This window comes from Pseudomonas sp. LBUM920 (assembly GCF_003852315.1).
GTDB lineage: Bacteria > Pseudomonadota > Gammaproteobacteria > Pseudomonadales > Pseudomonadaceae > Aquipseudomonas.
Genome location: NZ_CP027762.1, coordinates 1,368,248 through 1,392,935, shown reverse-complemented (window position 1 = coordinate 1,392,935; position 24,688 = coordinate 1,368,248). Strand labels below are relative to the sequence as shown.

The 24,688-nt window shown below is 59.7% G+C and carries 25 protein-coding genes and 1 pseudogene; 11 read left to right on the top strand and 15 right to left on the bottom strand.

What is annotated here, in order from left to right; genetic code table 11:
- Nucleotides 1-17: 17 nt before the first annotated feature.
- From C4J83_RS06285 to C4J83_RS06275, 3 genes are all read left to right on the top strand, one after another.
- The gene (locus C4J83_RS06285) at nucleotides 18-1,442 is read left to right on the top strand and encodes a gamma-aminobutyraldehyde dehydrogenase (protein ID WP_124416587.1); all 1,425 of its coding nucleotides are present in this window, start codon (nucleotides 18-20) and stop codon (nucleotides 1,440-1,442) included.
- A 140-nt stretch (nucleotides 1,443-1,582) separates the two neighbouring features.
- Nucleotides 1,583-3,445 (top strand): NAD(P)-binding protein, encoded by a 1,863-nt coding sequence (locus tag C4J83_RS06280; protein WP_124416586.1) that lies wholly within the window; start codon nucleotides 1,583-1,585, stop codon nucleotides 3,443-3,445.
- A 356-nt stretch (nucleotides 3,446-3,801) separates the two neighbouring features.
- Nucleotides 3,802-5,427, top strand: coding sequence for a glucan biosynthesis protein D (locus C4J83_RS06275; protein WP_124416585.1), 1,626 nt, complete (start codon nucleotides 3,802-3,804; stop codon nucleotides 5,425-5,427).
- Nucleotides 5,428-5,477: 50 nt separating this feature from the next.
- Here the strand turns inward: C4J83_RS06275 and C4J83_RS06270 are convergent, their stop codons facing one another.
- The 3 genes from C4J83_RS06270 to C4J83_RS06260 form a co-directional block, all read right to left on the bottom strand.
- Complete coding sequence (locus tag C4J83_RS06270; protein ID WP_106577224.1) at nucleotides 5,478-5,663, bottom strand: hypothetical protein; 186 nt, start codon at nucleotides 5,661-5,663, stop codon at nucleotides 5,478-5,480.
- 302 nt (nucleotides 5,664-5,965) lie between these two features.
- Nucleotides 5,966-7,072, bottom strand: a complete 1,107-nt coding sequence (locus C4J83_RS06265) for an NADH:flavin oxidoreductase/NADH oxidase (RefSeq protein ID WP_106577225.1) — start codon at nucleotides 7,070-7,072, stop codon at nucleotides 5,966-5,968.
- 126 nt (nucleotides 7,073-7,198) lie between these two features.
- A complete protein-coding gene (locus C4J83_RS06260; protein WP_106577226.1) occupies nucleotides 7,199-9,100 on the bottom strand; it encodes a potassium transporter Kup in 1,902 nt (633 codons plus the stop codon).
- A 289-nt stretch (nucleotides 9,101-9,389) separates the two neighbouring features.
- Here C4J83_RS06260 and rimO point away from each other — a divergent pair, with 289 nt between their 5' ends.
- From rimO to tsaA, 5 genes are all read left to right on the top strand, one after another.
- Nucleotides 9,390-10,730: a 30S ribosomal protein S12 methylthiotransferase RimO gene (gene rimO, locus C4J83_RS06255; protein WP_124416584.1), complete on the top strand. Its 1,341-nt coding sequence runs from the start codon at nucleotides 9,390-9,392 to the stop codon at nucleotides 10,728-10,730.
- Nucleotides 10,731-10,826: 96 nt separating this feature from the next.
- Nucleotides 10,827-11,294, top strand: coding sequence for a GNAT family N-acetyltransferase (locus C4J83_RS06250; protein ID WP_106577228.1), 468 nt, complete (start codon nucleotides 10,827-10,829; stop codon nucleotides 11,292-11,294).
- A gap of 212 nt (nucleotides 11,295-11,506) precedes the next feature.
- Entirely contained in the window at nucleotides 11,507-12,217 is a 711-nt protein-coding gene (locus C4J83_RS06245; RefSeq protein ID WP_106577229.1) for an rRNA pseudouridine synthase, read from the top strand.
- A gap of 69 nt (nucleotides 12,218-12,286) precedes the next feature.
- Complete coding sequence (locus tag C4J83_RS06240) at nucleotides 12,287-12,748, top strand: YehS family protein (RefSeq protein WP_124416583.1); 462 nt, start codon at nucleotides 12,287-12,289, stop codon at nucleotides 12,746-12,748.
- Nucleotides 12,749-12,817: 69 nt separating this feature from the next.
- A complete protein-coding gene (gene tsaA / locus C4J83_RS06235) occupies nucleotides 12,818-13,513 on the top strand; it encodes a tRNA (N6-threonylcarbamoyladenosine(37)-N6)-methyltransferase TrmO (protein WP_119738670.1) in 696 nt (231 codons plus the stop codon).
- 131 nt (nucleotides 13,514-13,644) lie between these two features.
- On the opposite strand, the gene fpr is transcribed toward tsaA, so the two are convergent.
- Nucleotides 13,645-14,424: a ferredoxin-NADP reductase gene (gene fpr, locus C4J83_RS06230; RefSeq protein WP_003189055.1), complete on the bottom strand. Its 780-nt coding sequence runs from the start codon at nucleotides 14,422-14,424 to the stop codon at nucleotides 13,645-13,647.
- 124 nt (nucleotides 14,425-14,548) lie between these two features.
- On the opposite strand from fpr, the gene C4J83_RS06225 reads away from it, so the two are divergent.
- Nucleotides 14,549-15,475, top strand: a complete 927-nt coding sequence (locus C4J83_RS06225; protein WP_057012105.1) for a LysR family transcriptional regulator — start codon at nucleotides 14,549-14,551, stop codon at nucleotides 15,473-15,475.
- Between the two features lie 4 nt (nucleotides 15,476-15,479).
- Here C4J83_RS06225 and C4J83_RS06220 read toward each other — a convergent pair whose 3' ends face one another.
- From C4J83_RS06220 to C4J83_RS06210, 3 genes are all read right to left on the bottom strand, one after another.
- Nucleotides 15,480-15,842: a diacylglycerol kinase gene (locus tag C4J83_RS06220; protein ID WP_094949927.1), complete on the bottom strand. Its 363-nt coding sequence runs from the start codon at nucleotides 15,840-15,842 to the stop codon at nucleotides 15,480-15,482.
- 75 nt (nucleotides 15,843-15,917) lie between these two features.
- Nucleotides 15,918-16,568, bottom strand: coding sequence for a response regulator transcription factor ErdR (gene erdR / locus C4J83_RS06215; RefSeq protein ID WP_106577231.1), 651 nt, complete (start codon nucleotides 16,566-16,568; stop codon nucleotides 15,918-15,920).
- A 252-nt stretch (nucleotides 16,569-16,820) separates the two neighbouring features.
- Nucleotides 16,821-17,540, bottom strand: coding sequence for a tRNA-uridine aminocarboxypropyltransferase (locus tag C4J83_RS06210; protein WP_124416582.1), 720 nt, complete (start codon nucleotides 17,538-17,540; stop codon nucleotides 16,821-16,823).
- A 198-nt stretch (nucleotides 17,541-17,738) separates the two neighbouring features.
- Here C4J83_RS06210 and C4J83_RS06205 point away from each other — a divergent pair, with 198 nt between their 5' ends.
- Nucleotides 17,739-18,179, top strand: coding sequence for a PA3611 family quorum-sensing-regulated virulence factor (locus tag C4J83_RS06205; protein WP_106577233.1), 441 nt, complete (start codon nucleotides 17,739-17,741; stop codon nucleotides 18,177-18,179).
- 378 nt (nucleotides 18,180-18,557) lie between these two features.
- Nucleotides 18,558-19,670, top strand: a complete 1,113-nt coding sequence (locus tag C4J83_RS06200) for an LOG family protein (RefSeq protein ID WP_124416581.1) — start codon at nucleotides 18,558-18,560, stop codon at nucleotides 19,668-19,670.
- Between the two features lie 197 nt (nucleotides 19,671-19,867).
- Here C4J83_RS06200 and recX read toward each other — a convergent pair whose 3' ends face one another.
- The 8 genes and pseudogenes from recX to C4J83_RS06160 all read right to left on the bottom strand — a co-directional run bounded on the left by recX (nucleotide 19,868) and on the right by C4J83_RS06160 (nucleotide 24,673).
- Nucleotides 19,868-20,335, bottom strand: coding sequence for a recombination regulator RecX (gene recX / locus C4J83_RS06195; protein ID WP_124416580.1), 468 nt, complete (start codon nucleotides 20,333-20,335; stop codon nucleotides 19,868-19,870).
- An 8-nt stretch (nucleotides 20,336-20,343) separates the two neighbouring features.
- The gene (recA, locus tag C4J83_RS06190; protein ID WP_003189042.1) at nucleotides 20,344-21,402 is read right to left on the bottom strand and encodes a recombinase RecA; all 1,059 of its coding nucleotides are present in this window, start codon (nucleotides 21,400-21,402) and stop codon (nucleotides 20,344-20,346) included.
- 83 nt (nucleotides 21,403-21,485) lie between these two features.
- The gene (locus C4J83_RS06185; RefSeq protein ID WP_106577235.1) at nucleotides 21,486-21,986 is read right to left on the bottom strand and encodes a CinA family protein; all 501 of its coding nucleotides are present in this window, start codon (nucleotides 21,984-21,986) and stop codon (nucleotides 21,486-21,488) included.
- An 81-nt stretch (nucleotides 21,987-22,067) separates the two neighbouring features.
- Nucleotides 22,068-22,548 (bottom strand): annotated as a pseudogene (locus tag C4J83_RS06180) (lysis system i-spanin subunit Rz).
- A gap of 32 nt (nucleotides 22,549-22,580) precedes the next feature.
- On the bottom strand, nucleotides 22,581-23,006 hold the full coding sequence (locus C4J83_RS06175) for a structural protein (protein WP_124416579.1): 426 nt from the start codon (nucleotides 23,004-23,006) through the stop codon (nucleotides 22,581-22,583).
- Nucleotides 23,007-23,062: 56 nt separating this feature from the next.
- On the bottom strand, nucleotides 23,063-23,272 hold the full coding sequence (locus C4J83_RS06170) for a hypothetical protein (RefSeq protein WP_124416578.1): 210 nt from the start codon (nucleotides 23,270-23,272) through the stop codon (nucleotides 23,063-23,065).
- Nucleotides 23,259-23,588 (bottom strand): hypothetical protein, encoded by a 330-nt coding sequence (locus C4J83_RS06165; RefSeq protein ID WP_124416577.1) that lies wholly within the window; start codon nucleotides 23,586-23,588, stop codon nucleotides 23,259-23,261. The genes C4J83_RS06170 and C4J83_RS06165 overlap by 14 nt, the downstream gene beginning before the upstream one ends.
- Complete coding sequence (locus tag C4J83_RS06160; protein ID WP_124416576.1) at nucleotides 23,588-24,673, bottom strand: pyocin knob domain-containing protein; 1,086 nt, start codon at nucleotides 24,671-24,673, stop codon at nucleotides 23,588-23,590. Before C4J83_RS06160 ends, C4J83_RS06165 begins: the two co-directional genes overlap by 1 nt.
- Nucleotides 24,674-24,688: the final 15 nt, after the last annotated feature.

Genomic DNA, 24,688 nt, shown 5'->3' with positions numbered 1-24,688 from the left:
TGGTGGAGAGCTGAACCATGCAAACCAAATTACTGATCAATGGCCATCTGGTCGAAGGCGAAGGTCCGGCCCAAGCGGTATTCAACCCGGCACTCGGCCGCGTGCTGGTGGAAATCAAGGAAGCCAGCGAAGCCCAGGTCGACGCCGCCGTGCGCGCGGCCGATGCAGCCTTCGACGGCTGGTCGCAAACCGCGCCGAAAGATCGCTCGCTGTTGCTGCTCAAACTCGCGGACGCGATCGAGGCCCATGGCGAAGAACTGGCCAAGCTTGAATCGGACAACTGCGGCAAACCCTACAGCGCCGCGCTGAACGACGAGATCCCGGCAGTTGCCGACGTGTTCCGTTTCTTCGCCGGCGCCAGCCGGTGCATGAGCGGTTCGGCCGGCGGTGAATACCTGCCGGGCCACACCTCGATGATCCGCCGCGACCCGGTGGGCGTGATCGCGTCCATCGCGCCGTGGAACTACCCGCTGATGATGGTCGCCTGGAAAATCGCCCCCGCACTCGCCGCCGGTAATACCGTGGTGCTCAAGCCGTCGGAACAAACCCCGCTGACAGCGCTGCGCCTGGTCGAACTGGCGTCGGAAATCTTCCCGGCCGGTGTACTCAACCTGGTGTTTGGCCGTGGGCCGACCGTGGGCGGCCCGCTGGTCAATCACCCAAAAGTGCGCATGGTCTCGCTGACCGGCTCCATCGCCACCGGTGCGAACATTATCTCCAGCACCGCTGACAGCGTGAAGCGCATGCACATGGAGCTGGGTGGCAAAGCGCCGGTGATCATCTTCAACGACGCGGACATCGACGCGGCCGTCGAAGGCATTCGCACCTTCGGCTTCTATAACGCTGGCCAGGACTGCACCGCCGCCTGCCGCATCTATGCCCAGGCAGACATCTACGAGGCGTTTGTCGAGAAACTCGGCGCGGCAGTCGCCAGCATCAAATACGGCTTGCAGGATGACCCGGCCACCGAGCTGGGCCCGCTGATCACCGCACAACACCGCGACCGCGTGGCCGGGTTTGTTGAACGCGCCGTGGCTCAGTCGCACATCCGCCTGGTCACGGGTGGCAAGGCGGTGGAAGGCAATGGGTTCTTCTTTGAGCCTACGGTGTTGGCGGATGCGCAACAGGACGATGAAATCGTGCGCCGCGAGGTATTTGGCCCGGTGGTGTCGGTGACCAGGTTCACCGATGAAGCGCAGGTATTGGGTTGGGCCAATGATTCGGACTACGGGCTGGCGTCGTCCGTATGGACCGCCGATGTAGGCCGTGCCCATCGCCTGGCCGCACGCCTGCAGTACGGCTGCACCTGGGTGAACACCCACTTCATGCTCGTCAGCGAAATGCCGCACGGCGGTCAGAAACTGTCGGGGTATGGCAAGGACATGTCCATGTACGGGTTGGAGGACTACACCACCGTTCGGCATGTGATGTTCAAGCACTGACACCCTGCCCTGTGGGAGCGGGCTTGCCCGCGAATGCGGTCCATCAGGCACACCTGGGTGGATTGACACACCGTATTCGCGAGCAAGCCCGTTCCCGCAAGGGATCTTCTTATAACAATAAAAATTCGCAGGTTCTTCCCATGGACATCACCCGCCGCGACTTCCTCAACGGCGTCGCTATTACCCTTGCCGCCAGCATGACCCCGCTGCAATTGCTCCAGGCCGCGCCCGATGGCCGTTACTACCCACCCGCCCTCACCGGCTTGCGCGGCAGCCATGTCGGCTCGTTCGAGGTGGCACACCAGATGGGCTGGGAAAAGAAGGTGTTCGCCACCGAGCAACTGCCGATCACCGAGGACTATGACCTGGTGGTGGTCGGCGGCGGCCTGAGTGGCTTGTCGGCCGCCTGGTTCTATCGCGAGAAGCACCCGAAGGCGAAAATCCTGATCCTGGAGAACCACGACGACTTCGGCGGCCACGCCAAGCGCAATGAATTCCAGGCCGGTGGCCGCATGATCATCGGCTACGGCGGCAGTGAGGCCTTCCAGTCGCCGAAACACCTCTACAGTCAACACGTGAATGGCTTGCTGAAAAAGCTCGGGGTGAATATCCAGCGTTTCGAAACCGCCTTCGACCGCCAGTTCTACCCTGGCCTGGGGCTGTCGCGCGGGGTGTTTTTCGACAAGGAAAACTTCGGCGAAGACAAGCTGGTGACCGGCGACCCGACGCCGATGGTGGCCGACGACATTGCCCCGGACCAATTGAACGCGCGCGCCATCAGTGACTTCATCAATGACTTTCCCTTGCCGCCGGCAGACCGTCAGGCATTGATCGAGCTGCACACGGCGCCCAAGGATTACCTGGCGGGTAAATCCGCAGAGGAAAAAGCCGCCTACCTTGCCGCCACCAGCTACCGCGATTTTCTGCTCAAGAACGTCGGGTTGTCGGAAGGCGCGGTGAAGTACTTCCAAAGCCGCACCAATGACTTCATGGCGTTGAGCATTGATGCGGTGGCGTCGGCCGATGCTTACAGCGTAGGTTTCCCAGGCTTCGGCGGGATGAACCTGGCGCCGATCAGCGAAGAAGCGGCGGCGGAAATGGAAGAGCCCTACATCTACCACTTCCCGGATGGCAACGCGTCGGTGGCACGCCTGCTGGTGCGCAGCCTGATCCCGGGCGTGGCGCCGGGGCACACCATGGACGATATCGTGTTGGCGGCGTTCGACTACGCCAAGCTCGACCAGCCCAAGGCCGCGGTACGGCTGCGACTCAACAGCACGGCGGTGAGTGTGCGCAACGTCGGCGATGGCGTGCACATCGGCTACAGCCGTGGCGGCCAACTCGCACAGGTGCGCGGTAAACGCTGCATCCTGGCCTGCTACAACATGATGATTCCGTACCTGCTCAAAGACCTGCCGGCAGCGCAGGCGCATGCGCTGAGCCAAAACGTGAAATACCCGCTGGTGTACACCAAAGTGGTGATCCGTAATTGGCAGTCGTTCCAGAAACTGGGCGTGCATGAGATTTATGCGGCGACCCAGCCTTACAGCCGTATCAAACTGGACTACCCGGTGAGCATGGGTGGCTACGATCACCCGCGCGACCCGACACAGCCGATTGGCTTGCACATGGTCTACGTACCGACCAGCCCCAACAGTGGCATGAACGCCCGCGACCAGGCCCGCGCCGGGCGAGGCAAGCTGTACGGACAGACGTTCGAGCAGTTGGAAGCGCAATTGCGGGATCAGTTGCAACGCATGCTCGGCCCGGGTGGGTTCAACCACGAGACCGACATTCTGGCGATCACTGTCAACCGCTGGTCACACGGTTATGCGACGTTCTCCAACAGCTTGTTCGATGACGCCAATGACAGTGACGCGTGGATGAAGCTGGCGAAAAAGCCGGTGGGGCGTGTGAGCATCGCCAACTCGGATGCGGCGTGGAGCGCGTATGCGCATGCGGCGATTGATGAGGCGTATCGGGCGGTGGGTGAAGTAGCCTGAAATAAGGCCTATAGGCCAATACAGGTCCCATTGTGGGAGCGGGCGTGCTCGCGAATGCGCTGTGTCAGTCTCGGGATTTAATGACTGATTCAAACCTTTCGCGAGCAAGCCCGCTCCCACATTGGCTCTTCATCATTTTTGAGTGAGGTGTTGGACCGAGCCCCCGGAAATAACTTGTTTCACATGCAAGGCCATCACGCCGCCATCAATCAATTTTCCTACGTCACCGAACCGCTTAAGCTATCCGGCGTCTGTTTATAGTCCGTTGCGTTTGGCCGAAGGCATGTCCGAACCGTTATTTCTGATCCAGCACGTGCCAGGAACGGCGCGGGATTTGCTCACGACAGGTTGTCTCTATGCATCGCAGGAATTTGCTTAAAGCGTCCATGGCCATTGCGGCTTACACCGGTTTGTCGGCCAGTGGCCTGCTGGCCGCGCAGGCCTGGGCCGGTAACCGTGCCGCCGATGGCAAGGCCGTGGCGTTTGACTTTGAAACACTCAAAGCCCAGGCCAAACAGCTCGCCGGCACCGCGTATAAAGACACCAGACAGGTGCTGCCGCCGACCCTGGCAAACATGACGCCGCAGAATTTCAATGCCATCGGCTACGACGGCAACCATTCGCTGTGGAAGGAATTGAACGGCCAGCTCGACGTGCAGTTTTTCCACGTCGGCATGGGTTTCAAGACGCCGGTGCGCATGCACAGCGTCGACCCCAAGACCCGTGAAGCCCGCGAGGTGCATTTCCGCCCGTCGTTGTTCAACTATGAAAAAACCACGGTGGACACCAAGCAACTGACCGGCGACTTGGGTTTCGCAGGTTTCAAGCTGTTCAAGGCGCCGGAGCTGGATCGCCATGACGTGCTGTCGTTCCTTGGCGCCAGCTACTTCCGTGCGGTGGATTCCACCGGCCAGTACGGCCTTTCCGCACGTGGCCTGGCGATTGATACCTACGCGAAAAAACGCGAAGAATTCCCCGACTTTACGCAGTTCTGGTTCGAAACCCCGGCCAAGGACGCCACGCATTTTGTGGTCTATGCCCTGCTCGACTCGCCGAGCGCCACCGGTGCCTACCGCTTCGACATCGATTGCCAGGCCAATCAGGTAGTGATGGCCATCGACGCGAACATCAATGCGCGCACCGCCATCGAACAACTGGGCATCGCGGCGATGACCAGCATGTTCAGCTGCGGCACCGTTGAGCGCCGTATGTGCGACACCATCCACCCGCAGATCCACGATTCTGACCGCCTGGCGATGTGGCGCGGCAATGGCGAGTGGATCTGCCGCCCGCTGAACAACCCGGCCACACTGCAATTCAACGCGTTCGCCGACACCGACCCTAAAGGCTTCGGCCTGGTGCAGACCGACCATGAGTTCGCCAGCTACCAGGACACCGTCGATTGGTACAGCAAGCGCCCAAGCCTGTGGGTTGAACCGACGACCGCATGGGGCGAAGGCTCCATCGACCTGTTGGAAATCCCCACCACCGGCGAAACCCTGGACAACATCGTGGCCTTCTGGACCCCGAAAAAGCCCGTGGCCGCCGGCGATTCACTCAACTATGGCTACAAGCTGTACTGGAGCGCATTGCCACCAGTGAGCACGCCGCTGGCGCAAGTCGATGCCACCCGTTCAGGCATGGGCGGCTTCACCGAAGGTTGGGCACCGGGCGAGCACTACCCCGAAGTGTGGGCGCGCCGCTTTGCCGTGGACTTCAAGGGCGGCGGCCTGGACCGGCTGCCGGCCGGCACCGGCATCGAGCCCGTGGTGACTTGCTCGCACGGTGAAGTGAAAGACTTCAGCGTGCTGGTGCTCGACAACATCAAGGGCTATCGCATTCTGTTCGATTGGTACCCGACCAGCGACAGCGTCGAGCCGGTGGAATTGCGGCTGTTTATCCGCACCCAGGACCGCACCTTGAGTGAAACCTGGTTGTACCAGTACTTCCCGCCTGCACCGGACAAGCGCAAGTACACCTGACTCACAAAGTGGGGGCTGGCTAGCCAGCGCCCACGCGATTAAAGGGTTGTCTAAAACCGCGACACACTCTTCATCGCCCCTATCAGATACCGCATCGCGACCTGATCGTTTTCGGTCAGGGCGCGATATTGCGCCAGCAATTCGGCTTCATCCGAACTCAACCTGCGGCCACGCAAGAACATCCTGCGGGTCAGAAAAGACGCCACCACACCCGCTACACCATAGGACTTGGCCATGGACTGTTTCTCCTGATATCGATCTAAGACTCCTGTCGCCCATCACCCACCTTCCCTGAGGCGCAATGCCTTCGCGGACACACCGACTGACTCCCTGGGCCAGAAATCAGACTTACCTTAAGCGTAGAAACAATCTCGTCACGTGTGGGATTTTTTTAGAGTATTAACTTAAATAATTCGCTTAGGTAACAAAGACCTACAGCCCTTTCGCACGCAGCAACCGCCATCGCTGGAAGTTGTAAGAAACGCGCGCAAGAAAAAACCCACCGGGTCAGGGTGGGTTTCGGTGAACCAGGCGCTGATCAGTCGCGCAGATCAGACTCATGAATCGGCTGATCACGATGGGTCGCCCGTTGGTACTGCGCCGGCCACGTCGCCTGGCGCCCGCCCAAGTCATCGTCGGCATGCAGCGGCCAGTACGGGTCACGCAACAGCTCGCGGGCCAGGAAGATGATATCGGCCTGACACGTGCGCAGAATGTGCTCGGCCTGGGCCGGCTCGGTAATCATGCCGACCGTGCCGGTGGCGATGCCCGACTCTTTGCGCACCCGCTCGGCAAAGCGCGTCTGGTAGCCGGGGCCAGTGGGGATCTCGGCGTTGGCGGCGGTGCCGCCGGACGACACGTCGATCAGGTCTACGCCCAGGTCTTTGAGGCGGCGCGCCAGTTCCACGGTTTCATCCGGGTTCCAGCCGTCTTCCACCCAGTCGGTGGCCGACACGCGCACAAACAGCGGCAATTCCTGTGGCCAGACCTCACGCACAGCCTGGGTTACTTCCAGCACCAGCCGTATGCGGTTTTCAAACGAGCCACCGTAGTGGTCCTGGCGCTGATTGCTGATGGGCGACAGGAATTGATGCAGCAGGTAACCGTGGGCCGCATGGATTTCCACCACCTCGAAACCCGCCGTAAGCGCGCGTTTGGCAGCGGCGACAAAATCGGCGATCACTTGCTGGATTTGCGCGTCATCCAATGGTTTGGGCTGGGTGTGGTTGGGATCAAAGGCAATCGGCGAAGGCCCAACCGGCACCCAGCCGCCCTCTTCCGGCTTGACGCTGCCGTGCTTGCCGATCCACGGCCGGTGCGTGCTGGCCTTGCGCCCAGCGTGCGCCAGTTGAATGCCTGCCACTGCGCCTTGGGCAGCAATGAAACGCGTGATGCGTTGCAACGGTTCGATTTGTGCGTCGTTCCACAGGCCCAGGTCCTGGGCAGTGATGCGGCCATCGGCGGTCACGGCGGTGGCTTCGGTGAAAATCAGCCCGGCGCCGCCCACGGCGCGGCTGCCAAGGTGCACCAGGTGCCAGTCATTGGCCAGGCCATCGTCGGATGAGTACTGGCACATCGGCGAGACGGCAATCCGGTTGAGCAGGGTCAATTGGCGGAGGGTGTAGGGTTCGAGCAGCTGACTCATGGCGCACCTCTTCTGGGTTCTGTGGGCACTATTCAAACAGTGCCTAGAGCCTAGTCGACAACGGTGGCTTGCATAGGGTTCAGATGGAAAACGGGAGCCGATCGCCGGCTCCCGTGCAGCAGCGGCTTACATTTCGACCTGGGTGCCCAGCTCGATCACCCGGTTGACCGGGAGTTTGAAGAAGCGCAGGTTGCCGTTGGCGTTCTTCAACATGAAGGCAAACAGGCTTTCACGCCAACGGGCCATGCCCTTGATGCGCGAGGCAATCACCGTCTCGCGGCTGAGGAAGTAGGTGGTGCGCATCGGGCTGAAATCCAGGTCGTCCAGATGGCACAGCTTGAGTGCTTCGGGCACGTCCGGCTCATCGGTAAACCCGAAGTGCAGGATCACCCGGAAGAAGCCTTCCCCATAGGCGTCCACCTCAAAGCGCCGCGAGGCCGGCACACGCGGAATGTCTTCGTAGACCACCGTCAGCATCACCACTTGCTCATGCAGCACCTGGTTATGCAGCAGGTTGTGCAACAGCGCGTGGGGCACGGCGTCCGGGCGCGCGGTGAGGAACACCGCGGTGCCCTGCACGCGATGCGGCGGCTGCACGCGAATACTGCTGATGAAGATCGGCAACGGCAGGCCGCCCTCGTCGAGGCGGTCCATCAGCAGTTCCTTGCCGCGTTTCCACGTGGTCATCAGGATAAACAGCACAATCCCCGCCAATACCGGGAAGGCACCGCCCTGCACGATCTTCGGCACGTTGGCGGCGAAGAACAGGCCATCGACCAACAGGAAGCCGATCAACACCGGAATCGCCAGCACGGGCGGCCATTTCCACAGCAGCAGCATTACCGCCGACACCAGGATGCTGGTGATCAGCATGGTGCCCGTCACTGCCACGCCGTACGCCGAGGCCAAGGCGTTCGAAGATTCGAAGCCCAGCACCAGCAGGATCACGCCGACCATCAGCGACCAGTTCACCGCGCCGATATAGATCTGGCCCTGCTCGGCACTGGAGGTGTGCTGGATATGCATGCGCGGGATGTAACCCAACTGGATGGCCTGGCGGGTCAGCGAGAACGCGCCGGAAATCACCGCCTGGGAGGCAATTACCGTGGCCAGGGTCGACAGTGCCACGAGCGGGATCAACGCCCAGTCCGGGGCCAGCAGGTAGAACGGGTTGCGCGCAGCTTCCGGGTTTTCCAGCAGCAAGGCGCCCTGGCCGAAGTAGTTGAGCACCAGCGCCGGCAGCACCAGCGCGAACCATGCGCGCGCAATCGGCTTGCGGCCGAAGTGGCCCATGTCGGCGTACAGCGCTTCGGCACCGGTCAACGCCAGCACCACCGCGCCGAGAATCGCCACGCCCATGCCGGGGTGGACGACAAAGAAGCGCACGCCCCACACCGGGTTCAGTGCATTAAGAACTTCCGGATGTTGCGCAATGCCATGGATGCCGAGCCCGGCCAGTACCAGGAACCACACCACCATCACCGGCCCGAACAGTTTGCCGATGCGGTCGGTGCCGTGTTTCTGGATCAGGAACAGGCCCACCAGCACCACCAAAGACAGCGGCACCACCCAACGCTCCAGGCCATCAAAAGCCAGTTCCAGGCCCTCGACCGCCGACAACACCGAGATCGCCGGGGTGATCATGCTGTCGCCGTAAAACAGCGCCGCGCCGATCAGACCAAGGATCACCAGCACCGAACGCAATTTGGGGTACGGCGACGCCGCACGCCGCGCCAGCGCCGTCAGGGCCATGATGCCGCCCTCGCCCTGGTTGTCCGCGCGCAGGATAAACAGCACGTACTTGATCGAGACGACCCACACCAGCGACCAGAAAATCAGCGCCAGAATGCCGAAGACCCCGTCATGGTTGACTTGAACTCCGTAACCACCAGTAAACACTTCTTTAAGGGTATAGAGCGGGCTGGTACCGATATCGCCGTAAACCACCCCGACTGCCGCCACCAGCATGCCAATCGGCTTTGCATTGGAATGCTCGGCACCTGCCGCCTGACTATTTGCCTGACCCATCAACCACTCCTGCCCTTTGACCCAAGGTCTTTTATAAACAACGCGTCTAAGCTGACCGTAGCATGCGCTGTTTTACTTCTCGTAACAGACGTTTTATTGACCCAAGGGTTTTACCCATGCGCAACGGCGCGAAGCATAGCGCAGCACTCGTCGCATTTCCCCGTATAAAGCTGGTCAAGTGCGTTGCCCGTCGCTAGAATTGCGCACTTTTTGATCAGAGGCGCACCAAGCGCCCGTCTACCGCCGTGTCGTGCCCGACTGGCGGCGCCATTCAATACCGAGGTTAGACATGTCCACCACCATCGCAAAAGCCAACCCCAAGGTCGGCTTTGTATCCCTGGGTTGCCCGAAGGCTCTGGTCGACTCCGAGCGCATCCTTACGCAACTGCGCATGGAAGGCTATGACGTCGTGTCCACGTACCAGGACGCTGACGTGGTGGTGGTCAACACCTGCGGCTTCATCGACTCGGCCAAGGCTGAGTCGCTGGAAGTGATTGGCGAAGCCATCAAGGAAAACGGCAAGGTCATCGTCACCGGCTGCATGGGCGTGGAAGAAGGCGCTATCCGCAACGTGCACCCAAGCGTGCTGGCCGTGACCGGCCCGCAGCAGTACGAGCAGGTGGTCAACGCCGTGCACGACGTAGTGCCGCCGCGTCAGGACCACAACCCGCTGATCGACCTGGTGCCGCCGCAAGGCATCAAGCTGACCCCGCGCCACTACGCGTACCTGAAAATTTCCGAAGGCTGCAACCACAGCTGCAGCTTCTGCATCATCCCGTCGATGCGCGGCAAGCTGGTCAGCCGCCCGGTGGGTGATGTGCTGGACGAGGCCCAGCGCCTGGTCAAATCCGGCGTCAAAGAGCTGTTGGTGATTTCCCAGGACACCAGCGCCTACGGCGTCGACGTGAAATACCGCACCGGCTTCTGGAACGGCGCGCCGGTGAAAACCCGCATGACCGAACTCTGCGAAGCCTTGAGCAGCCTCGGCGTATGGGTGCGCCTGCACTACGTTTACCCGTACCCGCACGTGGACGAGCTGATCCCGTTGATGGCTGCGGGCAAGATCCTGCCGTACCTGGACATCCCGTTCCAGCACGCCAGCCCGAAAATCCTCAAGGCCATGAAACGCCCGGCCTTTGAAGACAAGACCCTGGCGCGCATCAAGAACTGGCGCGAGATCTGCCCGGAATTGATCATCCGCTCCACCTTCATCGTCGGCTTCCCCGGCGAAACCGAAGAAGACTTCCAGTACCTGCTGGACTGGCTGACCGACGCGCAGCTGGACCGCGTCGGTTGCTTCCAGTACTCGCCGGTGGAAGGCGCTCCGGCCAATTTGCTCGACGCAGCCATCGTGCCGGATGAGGTCAAGCAAGACCGTTGGGAGCGCTTCATGGCGCACCAGCAGGCTATCAGCTCGGCACGCCTGCAACTGCGCATCGGCCGGGAGATCGAAGTGCTGATCGACGAAGTCGACGAGCAAGGCGCCGTAGGCCGTTGCTTCTTCGATGCCCCGGAAATCGACGGTAACGTGTTTATCGACGATGCCAGCGGTTTGAAGCCGGGCGACAAGGTCTGGTGCACCGTGACCGACGCCGACGAATACGACCTGTGGGCCGTCAAGCGCGACTAAAAAAAACCTTAAAAGCCCCGCCTCTGAACAAGATGCGGGGCTTTTTTAGGTCTATCGTTTGCCCATTGGCGTAGAAACAGGCAAGAGGCAGCGGGCATGCGTCAGCTTTCGGCAATTCATACACCCAAACTCAGCGACTTCGCGCACCTGGCGCAGCTCTGGGAAGATTCGGTGCGGGCGACCCACGACTTTTTGCCGGACAGCTACATCGTGTTGCTCAAGGAGCTGGTGCTGACGCGCTACCTCGACTCGGTGATGCTGATCTGCACCAAGGACGCGCGCCAACGCATCACCGGGTTCGCCGGGGTGGCGTCAGGCAAGGTCGAGATGCTGTTTATCGACCCGCAGCACCGTGGACAGGGCCTTGGCCGACAACTGCTGCGTTACGCGATCGAGCACATGAACGCCGACACACTGGACGTCAACGAACAGAACCCCCAGGCCCTGGGCTTTTACTTCAAGCAGGGCTTTGAGGTGATCGGCCGAGCAGAGCATGACGGCCTGGGCCAGCCATATCCGTTGCTGCACATGCGTTTACGCCAGCAGCAACTGCGCAGAGGCTGACGCAACACAGAATAAAATGTGGGAGCGGGCTTGCCTGCGAAAGCGGCGGCCCCATCAGCACACCCTGGGCTGATACACCGCCTTCGCGAGCAAGCCCGCTCCCACAGTGTGAACCGTGTATTGACCAATAAAGCCCCTGCGCTGAAATGGAGCCGGGATTAACCCGCGCCAGGCAGGTACAATAGCCGCCCCCTTTTGCTACGGCCCTTGTCATGACTGACCCCATACGCCTCTCCAAACGCCTTATCGAACTGGTCGGTTGCTCCCGTCGGGAGGCTGAGCTGTTTATCGAAGGCGGCTGGGTCTCGGTGGACGGCGAAGTGATCGACGAACCGCAGTTCAAGATCACCACCCAGAAGGTCGAGCTGGACCCAGAGGCCAAAGCCACTGCACCGGAGCCGGTGACCATTCTGCTGCACGCGCCGGTCGGCGTGGACGCGGAAACGGCGATGGCCTCGATCAGCGCCGAAACCCTGTCCGAAGAGCATCGCTTCAGCAAACGCCCGCTCAAGGGCCACTTCCTGCGTCTGACCGCCAGTGCCGACCTGCAAGCCAAGGCCAGCGGCCTGCTGGTGTTCACCCAGGACTGGAAGATTCTGCGCAAGTTGACCGCCGATGCCGCCAAGATCGAGCAGGAATACGTGGTAGAGGTTGAAGGCGACATGGTCGCCCACGGCCTCAATCGCCTGAACCACGGCCTGACTTACAAGGGCAAAGAGCTGCCCCCCGTGAAAGCCAGCTGGCAAAACGAAAACCGCCTGCGCTTTGCGATGAAAAACCCGCAACCGGGCGTGATCGCCCTGTTCTGCGAAGCCGTTGGCTTGAAAGTCATCGCCATCCGCCGCATCCGCATTGGCGGCGTGTCCATCGGCAAAGTGCCGGTCGGCCAATGGCGTTACCTGTCCGGCAAAGAGAAGTTCTAAGCCGCTGCCCCCTTTCTCGACGCCGCCTGACCGGGCGGTGTCCTCAGTTGAATACCAGGATTGCCCACCATGATTCACAACGACGTACTGCGCAGCGTGCGCTACATGCTCGACATCAGCGACAACAAGATGGTCGAGATCATCAAGCTCGGCGGCACGGACGTGACCAAGGAAGACCTGCTGACCTACCTCAAAAAAGATGAGGAAGAAGGTTTTGTGTTCTGCCCGGACGACGTCATGGCGCACTTCCTTGACGGCCTGGTGATTTTCAAGCGCGGCAAGGACGAAAGCCGTCCGCCGCAGCCGATCGAAACTCCAGTGACCAACAACATCATCCTGAAGAAGCTGCGCGTGGCCTTCGAATTGAAGGAAGACGATATGCACGCGATCCTCAAGGCCGCCGAGTTCCCGGTGTCCAAGCCAGAGCTGAGCGCGCTGTTCCGCAAGTTCGGCCACACCAACTACCGCCCGTGTGGCGACCAGTTGCTGCGTAACTTCCTCAAGGGCCTGACGCTGCGCGTCAGAGCTTAAGGGCAGCGACGAGCCTCAAGCTGCACGTTAACGCTTGCGGCTTGCAGCTTGTAACTTGAGGCTTCAGAAATGACCTACCACGTTTCGCCCGTCGGTTTTGTGCGCTCCTGCTTCAAGGAGAAGTTCGCCATCCCGCGCCAGCCACAATTGGCGCCGGCCGCACGTGGCGTGCTGGAGCTGGTGGCGCCGTTCGACAGCGGCGACGCGGTACAGGGCCTGGAGCAGGTCAGCCATGTGTGGCTGATGTTTCTTTTTCATCGGGCCCTGGAAGACACGCCGCGCCTCAAAGTGCGGCCGCCACGCCTGGGCGGCAACACGTCCATGGGCGTGTTCGCCACCCGTGCAACGCACCGCCCGAACGGCATTGGCCAGTCGGTGGTGAAGCTGGACAAGGTCGAGCCCGGCCGGCTGTGGATTTCCGGGATTGATCTGCTTGATGGCACGCCCGTGTTGGATATCAAGCCGTATGTGCCGTATGCCGACATTATCGAGGGCGCCACCAACAGCATCGCCAGCAGCGCACCGCCGCTGATTCCCGTGCAGTGGCTGAAGACTGCCCTGTTCCAGGCACAAGGCCATGCTGAGCGCCTTGACGAGCCCTTGGTGGCGTTGATCGAGCAGTGTTTGGCGCAGGATCCACGGCCGGCGTATCAGACGCCTGGGCCGGAGCGCGAGTATGGAGCGCAGTTCTGGGATGTGGATGTGCGCTGGCACTATCCCGAGGCGGGCCTTATCTGTGTACTGGAAGTGGTTCCAGCTGAATAAACCGGAGACAAAATGTGGGAGGGGGCTTGCCCCCGATAGCGCTGGTACATTCAACATCTCTGTTGACTGAGTTGGCGCCATCGGGGGCAAGCCCCCTCCCACATTTAGATCTTCTTTGTTGCCCTGACTGTTTACTTTTCTACGAACGCACGCTCGATCAGATAATCACCCGGCTCACGCATACGCGGCGAAACCTTCAGGCCGAAGCTGTTCAGCACTTCGCTGGTTTCATCCAACATGCTTGGGCTGCCGCACAGCATGGCGCGGTCGTCTTCAGGGTTGATCGGTGGCAGGCCGATGTCGCTGAACAGCTTGCCGCTGCGCATCAGGTCGGTCAGGCGGCCTTCGTTTTCGAATGGCTCGCGGGTCACGGTCGGGTAGTAGATCAACTTGTCACGCAGGGCCTCGCCGAAGAATTCGTTCTGCGGCAGGTGCTCGGTGATGAATTCGCGGTAGGCGACTTCGTTGACGTAACGCACGCCGTGGCACAGGATCACTTTTTCGAAACGCTCGTAGGTTTCCGGGTCCTGGATCACGCTCATAAACGGCGCAAGGCCAGTACCGGTGCTGAGCAGGTACAGGTGTTTGCCCGGCTTCAAATCGTCAAGCACCAGGGTGCCTGTCGGTTTTTTGCTGATGATGATCTCGTCGCCTTCCTTCAAGTGCTGCAATTGGGAAGTCAGCGGGCCATCGGGCACCTTGATGCTGAAGAACTCCAGATGCTCTTCCCAGTTCGGGCTGGCAATGGAGTAAGCGCGCATGAGCGGGCGGCCATTTGGCTGTTGCAGGCCGATCATCACGAACTGACCGTTCTCAAAGCGCAGGCCCGGATCGCGGGTGCACTTGAAGCTGAACAGAGTGTCGTTCCAGTGATGAACACTGAGGACACGCTCGTGGTTCATGTTGCTCATGTACGGGGGACTCCTGGAAATGGGTCTGCGCCAAAGTTGGGATGCGCAATTGCACAGCATTCTAATGGCGGCGACAATATCTGTTAACTGGATTATTAAGATAAGGGTTATCGGTTATATCGATATGCGATTTACTCTCCGTCAACTGCAAGTCTTCGTCGCCGTCGCCCAGCAGGAAAGCGTCTCACGCGCTGCTGGCCTTCTGGCCTTATCTCAATCCGCCGCCAGCACCTCGATCACCGAGCTGGAGCGCCAATCCAGCTGCCAATTATTCGACCGCGCCGGCAAACGCCTGAGCCTGAACGCCCTCGGCCATCAGCTGTTGCCCCAGGCAGTGGCGCTGCTGGACCAGGCCAAGGAGATCGAGGACCTGCTCAACGGCAAGTCCGGCTTCGGCTCCCTGGCGGTCGGCGCCACCCTGACCATCGGCAATTACCTGGCGACGCTGTTGATCGGCAGCTTCATGCAGCAGCACCCCGAGAGTCAGGTGAAGCTGCATGTGCAGAACACTGCGCATATCGTGCATCAGGTAGCGCACTACGAAATTGACCTGGGTCTAATCGAAGGCGACTGCAGCCACCCGGACATCGAAGTGCAAACCTGGGTGGAAGATGAGCTGGTGGTGTTTTGCGCACCGCAGCATCACTTGGCCAAACGCGGCGTGGCGAGCATGGAAGAGTTGACCCATGAAGCGTGGATCCTGCGCGAACAAGGCTCCGGCACGCGCCTGACCTTTGACCAGGCCATGCGTCACCACCGCAGCGCGCTGAATATCCGCCTGGAGCTGGAGCACACCGAGGCGATCAAACGTGCAGTGGAATCGGGCTTGGGGATTGGCTGCATTTCCCGGCTGGCGCTGCGCGATGCGTTCCGCCGCGGCAGCCTGGTGCCGGTGGAAACCCCGGACCTGGACCTGGCCCGGCAGTTTTACTTCATCTGGCATAAACAGAAGTACCAGACCTCGGCAATGCGCGAGTTTCTGGAACTGTGCCGCGCCTTCACCGCCGGGGTTCAGCGCAGCGACGAAATCGTACTGCCAAGCATCGCCTGATGCCTTAGATCAGAATCACGGCCCACACCAGGGTGATCATGGTCAGCGCCACGAATTGCGCGGCGCTGCCCATGTCCTTGGCGTTTTTCGACAGCGGGTGCAGGTCGAGGGAAATCCGGTCGATGGCCGCTTCCACCGCGGAGTTGAGCAACTCGACGATCAGGGCCAGCAGGCACACCGCGATGAGCAAGGCTCGCTCGACCCGGCTGACGTGCAGGAAAAAGCTCAGCGGAATCAGGATCACGTTGAGCAACACCAACTGACGGAATGCCGCCTCGCCAGTGAAGGCCGCACGCAAGCCATCCAGGGAATAGCCCCCTGCGTTGAAGATACGTTTGATACCGGTTTGACCCTTGAAAGGCGACATAGATGTAGGCAACTGAACCAAAGAAGTGGGGAAACTAGATCACGCAAAGTCAAAAAAGCGTGAATCGGCAATGTCTTAGTGCTGCGAAATTGACTCAAGTTGTTGCAAGAGCAGCGCCGCCTGAGTGCGCGTGCGCACGCCCAGCTTGCGGAAAATCGCCGTCACGTGGGCCTTGATGGTCGCTTCGGACACGCTCAATTCGTAAGCAATCTGCTTGTTCAGCAGACCTTCGCAGACCATGGTCAACACCCGAAATTGCTGGGGCGTCAGGCTGGCGAGGCCATCACGGGCAGCCTTGGCTTCGTCGGACACGTTGATTTCTTCAAACGCTTGCGGCGGCCAGGACACATCGCCGTCAAGCACGGTGCGCACGGCTTTCTGGATCGCTTCCATTGAACTGGACTTGGGAATGAAACCGCTGGCGCCAAACTCCTTGGAGCGCACCACCACGTCAGCTTCTTCCTGGGCCGAGACCATCACCACCGGGATCTGCGGGTATTGCCCGCGTAACAGCACAAGCCCGGAAAAACCGTAGGCACCGGGCATGTTCAGGTCGAGCAGCACCAGGTCCCAGTCGGATTTTTCGGTGAGTCGTGCTTCCAGCTCGGCAATGCTGGCCACTTCAACCAACCGCACGTCCGGGCCAAGCCCCAGGGTTACCGCCTGATGCAGCGCACTGCGAAACAGCGGGTGGTCATCGGCTATCAGGATTTCGTATGTGGCCATTGATTAAATGATCCTGTTTTTTATGGCAGCCCTGACGGGTTCAGGGTTCGCCAGTACACAAGGCAACGGCCAGGCAGCCATCGCCACGGGGCAGGCTCAGCGTCAAAAACACCTGCAACGACGCTGAAAATTCACGGTTACGCCCCAATCGGCGCCCAGCATGCCCAGCGTAGCCTGGGGGGTCAAGCACTACGCCCGTGGGCATTTTAGCGAGTTGCAGGTTTGCAGTGCCATCATGCAAACGTCGTCTGGTCATACTGCCGGGACGTGGGGCGAGAGGCGCGCATGAACGCTGTCCGCCGGGTCCAGCGGCAACAGGAACTTGGCCGCCAGGTAATGGGTGCTGAATACGTCGAGGTAAGCATCCAGCACTTCACTGGCCGCTTGATCGCTTGCCAGCTCCAGGCACAGCGCGGCGACTTCGGCAGTGCAAAAATGATCATCCCGCTTGGAGCGACGCAGCTTGTAGCGCGACAGCTGTTCAGGCGCCAGGCTCAACACGGGCAAGTGTTCCAGGTAGGGGCTCTTGCGGAACATCTTGCGCGCTTCGCTCCAGGTACCGTCCAGCAGGATGAACAACGGGCGCTTGCCCTCCTCCACGTTCACCTCACTGACCACCCGCTCTGGCGCGACGAATTCGCCGGGAAACACGATATAGGGTTGCCACTGCGGGTCGGCCAGCAAGGTCAGCAACGCGGGATCGACCTCGGTGCGCGACCAGGCAAACGCGGTGGTGTCGTCAATCACATCAGCGATCAGCCAGCCGGTGTTGCTCGGCTTCATCGGTTCAACATCGTGCATCAGCAGGCACATTGCCGAGCGCGCTTCTACCTGCGGCCGCCAGGCACACAGGCAATATTCGGGAATCACCCGGCAGCCGGGGCAACGCTCGGCGCGCGAACCACGGTTGAGGAACGGGCGCACGGCCCGCGCCAGCCGTTGGGTACGCAAACGGGAAACGGCATGGCTCATCGGGCGTAACCCGTAGAAGGGAAAATCGACACTGGGGGAACTCGAGACAGGCTTAAGTGGCGGCAGTTTAGCAGAGCCGCCGGCACTTCTGAGCGATACGCCTGGCTGTAGTGGCAGGCGCTCACCTATAATTGCGCGCCACTGAACGCACAGCGCAGTGGCTGGTCTATGCACCAGTAACCGAATCAGGAGATTTTCATGCTGCGTTCCATGCTGCGTCTTGTTGCCCCATCCGTCGCCCTTGCGCTGGTATTGCCCATGGGCGCCCACGCGGCCTCGCTGCTGGAGGCCCAAATGAACAGGAAGCTGCAAAGCGTCGCGGCCGAAAGCAACAAGGACCTGCCCCGGGAAATCGATGAAAAAACCCTGGAAGTGGCCTACACCGTTGAAGGCATGCAACTGATCGATCACCTCAGCGTGCAACCTGACCGGGCCGAACAGATGCGCGCCAACCCCAAGGCCGTGTATTTCCAGCTGGGTCAAAGCGTGTGCCTGAACAAGGGTTACCGCGAGTTGATGGCCAAGGGCGCTGTGATGCGCTATGACATCTCCGAGAACAAGACCAACCGCCCGGTGGCGTCGGTCAAGTTTGTCGAAGCCGATTGCCCGGCACCTGCTGCAGCGAAGAAGAAAAAGTAACGATTGCTCCACCGTCGCGCGCTGCTGTCCTGTGGCGCGCACATCCCTCGCTGTCTTTGCTTGCCAACAACTAAACTGCTTGATGTGCGGCCAATAACCGGTTGCCAGCCAAGGGTTTTTCGGCTCATGATCAAGTCATCCCGACAGCCTGCTCCGCGCATTTTCCACGCCGTTCTGTAACATTTTCAGGGCAAAAGAGGGTTGCCCTCCTGCGACTTGCAGTGCAAAGGTTTCCAAATCACAAGGAACATACAGAGCCCGCTTTGCCGCTCGGTGCACACCGTGCAATGCCCCTGGCGTGCAGCGACACATGCAGTGTCGTGGCCGCGGACGAATACCTCGCCGAGGGCCCAGGTTCTGTGAAGAAGGAGAAGTTGAATGCCTTACGAATCGAATGACCGCCTGCTCCGTCATTTTGAAGAACACGGGACCGACCTCACTCAGCAGGTCGACGCGCAACTCCAGCTGGTCGCGCCCAGCAGCCCGAACATTCCCCTTTATCGCGACATGATCCTCACCGTTCTGCGCATGGCCCAGGACGACCGCAACCGTTGGAACGCCAAAATCACCTTGCAGGCGATCCGCGAGCTGGACAATGCCTTCCGCGTGCTCGAACAGTTCAAGGACCGCCGCAAGGTGACCGTGTTCGGCTCGGCGCGCACACCGGTTGAAAGCCCTTTGTATGCCTTGGCCCGGGAAGTCGGCGCCCAGCTGGCGCAATCGGACCTTATGGTGATCACCGGCGGTGGCGGCGGCATCATGGCGGCAGCCCACGAAGGCGCCGGCCTGGAGCACAGCCTGGGGTTCAACATTACCCTGCCGTTTGAGCAGCACGCCAACCCGACCATCGATGGCACCGAGAACCTGCTGTCCTTCCACTTCTTCTTCACCCGCAAGCTGTTTTTCGTCAAGGAAGCCGATGCGCTGGTGTTGTGCCCTGGCGGGTTCGGCACCCTGGATGAAGCGCTTGAAGTGCTCACCCTGATCCAGACCGGCAAAAGCCCACTGGTGCCAGTGGTACTGCTGGATGCTCCAGGCGGCGGCTTTTGGCAAGGGGCTCTGGACTTTATCCGCAGCCAACTGGAAGCCAATCGCTATATCCTGCCCACTGACCTCAAGCTGGTCCGACTGGTACACAATGCTGAAGCAGCAGTGGACGAAATTAACCAGTTCTATGCCAACTTCCACTCCACGCGCTGGTTGAAACGTGAATTTGTGGTGCGCATGAACCATCCGCTCAGTGAACGGGCGCTGGCCCATTTGCAAAGCGAGTTTGCCAGCCTGCGGCTGAGTGGTGAATTCCAGCAGCTTGCCTATACCGGCGAGGAACACGATGAGCCGAGGTTCAGCCATTTAACGCGCTTGGTGTTCAACTTCAATGGCCGCGATCAAGGCCGACTGCGAGAGTTGGTGGATTACATCAACTTGCCGGAAAACTGGGCACAGGCTCAGGGGAAAGCGCAGCAGCGGGTAACGCCCGAGCCAGCATGATTTTTTGAAGGCAAAAAAAAAGGCCCACTATTTTCATAGTGGGCCTTTTTAATTTACCGAGTTCGATGAGGTACAGCAGATCCGATGTGGGAGCTGGCTTGCCTGCGATGGCATCATCGCGATCCTACTGGGAAACCGAAGTGTCCGCGTCGCAGTCAAGCCAGCGCCTACATTCTAAATTTCAGCAGCTCGAAAGCTCAGTCTTCCATGTCTCGGCCGCTTAGCAGGCGGCTGATCATGTCCATCGAAAACCCGCGATAACTCAGGAAGCGACCTTGCTTAGCACGCTCCCTGGCATCAATCGGAAGATGGCCGGCAAACTTGCGGCGCCAAGTATCTTCCAAGTGCGACTGCCAACTGATACCGCACTCACGCAGGGCGAGGTCGATATCAGCGCGTTGCAGGCCGCGCTGGCTCAGCTCTTCGCGAATTCGCGTCGGGCCGTAGCCGGAGCGTGCGCGGTAGGAGACAAAGCTTTCCAGGTAACGCGCTTCCGACAGAAGCCCTTCTTCCGTTAAGCGGTCGAGGGCAGTTTCGATCATCTCGGGCTCTGCGCCGCGCTGACGCAGTTTACGCGTCAACTCGACTCGACCATGCTCGCGTCGAGCGAGCAGGTCCATCGCAGTGCGCCGAACGGCGACGAGTGTATCCAGTACAACAGTCATCGTTTGCTTCAGATGTCAGTATCAGCTTCTTCGACTTCTTCCACCGGCTCGCGATTGGCAGCAGCTTTCACGTCTGGCGCTGCGGTCAGCAACTTGTCGCGAATCTGCTTCTCGAGCGTGGCGGCGATATCCGGGTTGTCTGCCAGGAACTTGGCCGAGTTGGCCTTGCCCTGACCAATCTTGCTGCCGTTGTAGGCATACCAGGCGCCGGACTTCTCGACGAAACCGTGCAACACGCCCAGGTCGATCATCTCGCCGTTCAGGTAGATACCCTTGCCGTAGAGAATCTGGAACTCAGCCTGACGGAAAGGCGGAGCCACTTTGTTCTTCACGACTTTAACGCGGGTTTCACTGCCGACAACCTCGTCACCTTCCTTCACCGCGCCAGTACGACGGATGTCCAGACGGACCGAAGCGTAGAACTTCAACGCGTTACCACCAGTGGTGGTTTCCGGGCTGCCGAACATCACGCCGATCTTCATACGGATCTGGTTGATGAAGATCACCAAGCAGTTGGCGTTCTTGATGTTACCGGTGATTTTACGCAGCGCCTGGGACATCAGGCGGGCTTGCAGGCCCACGTGCATGTCGCCCATTTCGCCTTCGATTTCAGCTTTCGGTACCAGGGCTGCCACGGAGTCGACCACGATCACGTCGATGGCGTTGGAGCGCACCAGCATGTCGGTGATTTCCAGGGCTTGCTCACCGGTGTCCGGCTGGGAAACGAGCAGGTCGTCTACGTTGACGCCCAGTTTGCCGGCGTATTCAGGATCCAGGGCGTGCTCGGCGTCGACGAACGCACAGGTGGCGCCCATTTTTTGCGCCTGGGCAATCACCGACAGGGTCAGGGTGGTTTTACCGGAAGATTCAGGGCCGTAGATTTCAACGATACGGCCTTTTGGCAGGCCGCCAATGCCGAGTGCGATATCCAGACCCAGAGAGCCAGTGGAAATAGCCGGGATCGCCTGACGGTCGTGATCGCCCATACGCATTACGGCACCCTTGCCGAATTGACGTTCGATCTGACCCAGGGCCGCAGCCAAGGCTTTCTTCTTGTTGTCGTCCATTAAAGTCCTCACGTAATCAATAAGGCCTGACGGCCAACACCTGTATAAGTAGACAGTATTGTTCCACAAAGATCGAAGAGCGCCTACCCCTGTTTTTCTATTTCTAGTGCAGCTCGTCGCAACAAGCCCTCAAGCGCGGCCTTTACCGTTTGTCGGCGGACCTCGTCGCGGTTGCCGGGGAAGTGCGCAAGCTCGGCCGTCACCTCCTCGCCAACGCCAAAAGCCAGCCAAACGGTGCCGACCGGTTTGTCCGGCGAACCACCGTCAGGCCCGGCAACACCGCTGACCGCCACGGCAAAGCGCGACAGGCTTTTTTCCTGTGCACCACGGACCATCGCCTCTACCACTTCCTGGCTGACAGCGCCGACTTTGCCGAACAGCTTCTCCGGTACGCCCAGCTGCCGGGTCTTCTGCCGGTTGGAATAGGTGACATAGCCCGCCTCGAACCAGGCCGAACTGCCCGGAATCCGCGTGATGGCTTCGGCGATACCGCCGCCGGTGCACGACTCGGCAGTGGTGACGTGGGCGTTAAGCACCTGCAAACGGCGACCCAGTTCAGCGGCCAGTTGAGTGATTTCCTTCACGGTCGACTCCAGAAGTAGGCGGGGATTTGCCTACCCTACAGGAGCAAATCGCACACGCAAGCGACAGACTGGATCAAGATGCTAACGCCCGACGGCGCGCACGTACGCTTGGCAGGCACGTAAGGCGATCAGGGCGTTATCGCCGTCGTCGGTGATGGCGATAATTCGCTGAGCATGCGCCGGGTCAAGTCCGGCTGGCGCGGTTGCATGAACCATACTGCCGGGGGTGGGAGGGGCAGGCATTGGGCAGCCATTGGACGGATCGATGGTGTCGAGGATGACTGACAACCGTAGATCAGCAGTGGCAAGACGGTGCCGCAGGCGAGCTGATCACGTTGGGCATCGCTTAACTCATGGCTGTGTTGTTGGTCGCTGGCGCTGAGTTGTTGCTCCAGAGTCAGGCGTTTGGTTTGTTCGAGTCGATGTTGGTGCAGCGCCGTTTTTGAAGTTGCTGGCTGAGTGCGTCGGCCTGGGATGCTGATTGGCGTTCGAGTCGCAATCCGTAGCGCCAGGCTTGAAGTTGCCAGGCAATCGCTGCAGCGCCTGCCATGGCCAGCACCATTAGCAGCAGGCCGATCAATCTCTGCAGCCGCGTCAAAGCAAAGCCCTGCGCACACCTTCGGCCAACACTGCATCGGTATAGGAATACCCTCCATTCTCATGGTAGATGATTGCCTTGACGATCCCGCGCATCACCGATGGCCTGGTCAGGTCGATCTCTGCACCGGGCGGGGTTCCGCTGCTGACCTCCACCGCATGGACGTATGCTGCCGTCTCATTTTCAACATCAGGTGCCCACCGGCCGATGATCGCTTTCACTGTTCTGAGCCCATGCTTTTGCTGGTAGGCCAACAGTAACTTACCCATGGCGCGGATACCGTTCTCAGGCGTGTTGAATCGGGCAAACCGCTTCTCGATGGCAGGGTCAGGTTTGAGCTGGCCTTGCCATCGATTGGCTGGGTTGTAGTCGATATTTCCGGGATTGCGATTACGCACACCGCGGGGTTCTGTCACTGGCATTGCGTTCTCCAGGCAATAAAAATCCGCTCAGGGGGGCATTGGTGGACAGGTTGCAATCAGGTTTTGGGAATAGTCTCGGCAGTCACAATGTCGAGAGCGGCCTCGCGCTTTGCCTGGACATCGGCAGGGACAGACCGATTGCGCTCGTACTTGGCTATCACTTGCCAGTCGGTCGACTGGATATAAGCCACTGAGTCGGCATATGCCTCGTCACGCGTTATGTCATCGGTGGTCCTTTTCTGCTCCAGCTTATCAAGGTTGATCATTTTTGACCGGCTCCACGTTGGGAAAAAGAACCTTTCCGCTCTTCACGTCAAGGGTGATTGGTGTCTCTGGCGCTCGCAGTACGTCCGGGCTATCCCACTTAACAGGAAACCTCAGAAACAACTCAAAGTGGCCGTTAACTCTCTCTACGTAAGTTCCGGGGACAAACCAATCATTGTCCACGGCGCCACCTGGAAGTCTAAAGCCATCAGGGATGACCGACAGATCGATAGCCTCGCCATTGATGGTGATCACATCATCCTTCACGGACGCCTCGATCTTTTCGTCAGAAAGCACTTGGTACAGTGTGATTTTCATTACTTCCAATACCCGGTTACGGTGACTCGCCCAGATGAGAATGTTTGCGCGGTGGTGTTGCCGTTCCTGATGGTTGCATAGCCAACCGTGGGGCTCAGCATGTTAGCCACGACGATTCCGTAATGGTCTACGCTCGCTTGGGGTACATAGCTAACACGAACACTCGTCTTGCCCCAATCTGGGAATGCGATAGGAAGTGTGAAGTCAATGTTTTGCGATTCGCCAATAGCAAGATTTTTATCAGGAGCAACAGGAGCGCCGGACGATGAAGACATGCTCATAAATCCATTTGCAAAACGGCTAACGCGCCAATTCCCAATAACTTGATCATCCAGAAGTCCAGTCCTGCCATTCTGTGCATCCACCCTATTTTGGGCGTTGCCGTTATTCATTATTAACTGCCAGTTGGTAAATGAGCCGGCAGTAATAGTTCTAATGAAGTATCCTCCAAGGGAACCGCCTGTTCCGCCCGTGCCGCCCAAAAGTTTCTGCATCATCCAGTTGCTATCCCACTTCGTCACCTCAAGCAGAGAAGCATTAAATGCATCCGCCCCTACAAACCCAGGAGGCAGAACACCGGTTGTTTTGTCGGTAAGCTGGTATACAGAAAGGCCCATAGGGGCAGTCCCGGCCATGGTGTCAACATTCCCGTCGAACCTGTTTGGCCCGGCAATTCCGTTCCCCAAATCGGAGCCGACTTGCGCCCCCCTTGCCCATGTAGACCAAGAGGCGCCCTGCTGCCCGGCTCGCTCCCAGGTTACGTTGGACGCCATCTGCCGGAAGGTTTGGCGAACGAAGATATCGGCGCACTGCACAATGATGTGGCCGTTCTGCACCGCTTCCGGAGTGTTGACGTTACTCGTTCCGGTTAGCGTGTAGATGCCGTTAATGTACGGCAAGTTGTTCATGTTGGTGCCGTCAGGCAGCCTAATGGCATCCGCCTTGCCCCAGCCACCTTTGTTTGTGGCGTCAAGTCCCTGGTAAATCTCCTGCGTCATCGTATTGATCTTGATGCTGGCACTGCGCGGGGTGTCACCGCCCAGGCCGGTGGGTGCTATACCCGTGTTGATTTCCAAGCGTGCCATTTGGACTCTCCATAG

Bases quoted from the DNA above. Each gene is read 5' to 3' on its own strand.
- recX (WP_124416580.1), bottom strand. From the start codon at position 20,335: ATGACTGTTGTACTGGATACACTCGTCGCCGTTCGGCGCACTGCGATG.
- C4J83_RS06160 (WP_124416576.1), bottom strand. From the start codon at position 24,673: ATGGCACGCTTGGAAATCAACACGGGTATAGCACCCACCGGCCTGGGC.
- C4J83_RS06175 (WP_124416579.1), bottom strand. From the start codon at position 23,006: ATGCCAGTGACAGAACCCCGCGGTGTGCGTAATCGCAATCCCGGAAAT.
- C4J83_RS06170 (WP_124416578.1), bottom strand. From the start codon at position 23,272: ATGATCAACCTTGATAAGCTGGAGCAGAAAAGGACCACCGATGACATA.
- C4J83_RS06240 (WP_124416583.1), top strand. From the start codon at position 12,287: ATGATTCACAACGACGTACTGCGCAGCGTGCGCTACATGCTCGACATC.
- C4J83_RS06220 (WP_094949927.1), bottom strand. From the start codon at position 15,842: ATGTCGCCTTTCAAGGGTCAAACCGGTATCAAACGTATCTTCAACGCA.
- C4J83_RS06275 (WP_124416585.1), top strand. From the start codon at position 3,802: ATGCATCGCAGGAATTTGCTTAAAGCGTCCATGGCCATTGCGGCTTAC.
- C4J83_RS06285 (WP_124416587.1), top strand. From the start codon at position 18: ATGCAAACCAAATTACTGATCAATGGCCATCTGGTCGAAGGCGAAGGT.
- C4J83_RS06210 (WP_124416582.1), bottom strand. From the start codon at position 17,540: ATGAGCCATGCCGTTTCCCGTTTGCGTACCCAACGGCTGGCGCGGGCC.
- C4J83_RS06205 (WP_106577233.1), top strand. From the start codon at position 17,739: ATGCTGCGTTCCATGCTGCGTCTTGTTGCCCCATCCGTCGCCCTTGCG.
- erdR (WP_106577231.1), bottom strand. From the start codon at position 16,568: ATGGCCACATACGAAATCCTGATAGCCGATGACCACCCGCTGTTTCGC.
- C4J83_RS06165 (WP_124416577.1), bottom strand. From the start codon at position 23,588: ATGAAAATCACACTGTACCAAGTGCTTTCTGACGAAAAGATCGAGGCG.
- tsaA (WP_119738670.1), top strand. From the start codon at position 12,818: ATGACCTACCACGTTTCGCCCGTCGGTTTTGTGCGCTCCTGCTTCAAG.
- rimO (WP_124416584.1), top strand. From the start codon at position 9,390: ATGTCCACCACCATCGCAAAAGCCAACCCCAAGGTCGGCTTTGTATCC.
- C4J83_RS06245 (WP_106577229.1), top strand. From the start codon at position 11,507: ATGACTGACCCCATACGCCTCTCCAAACGCCTTATCGAACTGGTCGGT.
- C4J83_RS06200 (WP_124416581.1), top strand. From the start codon at position 18,558: ATGCCTTACGAATCGAATGACCGCCTGCTCCGTCATTTTGAAGAACAC.
- C4J83_RS06270 (WP_106577224.1), bottom strand. From the start codon at position 5,663: ATGGCCAAGTCCTATGGTGTAGCGGGTGTGGTGGCGTCTTTTCTGACC.
- C4J83_RS06250 (WP_106577228.1), top strand. From the start codon at position 10,827: ATGCGTCAGCTTTCGGCAATTCATACACCCAAACTCAGCGACTTCGCG.
- fpr (WP_003189055.1), bottom strand. From the start codon at position 14,424: ATGAGCAACATGAACCACGAGCGTGTCCTCAGTGTTCATCACTGGAAC.
- C4J83_RS06260 (WP_106577226.1), bottom strand. From the start codon at position 9,100: ATGGGTCAGGCAAATAGTCAGGCGGCAGGTGCCGAGCATTCCAATGCA.
- C4J83_RS06225 (WP_057012105.1), top strand. From the start codon at position 14,549: ATGCGATTTACTCTCCGTCAACTGCAAGTCTTCGTCGCCGTCGCCCAG.
- C4J83_RS06265 (WP_106577225.1), bottom strand. From the start codon at position 7,072: ATGAGTCAGCTGCTCGAACCCTACACCCTCCGCCAATTGACCCTGCTC.
- recA (WP_003189042.1), bottom strand. From the start codon at position 21,402: ATGGACGACAACAAGAAGAAAGCCTTGGCTGCGGCCCTGGGTCAGATC.
- C4J83_RS06280 (WP_124416586.1), top strand. From the start codon at position 1,583: ATGGACATCACCCGCCGCGACTTCCTCAACGGCGTCGCTATTACCCTT.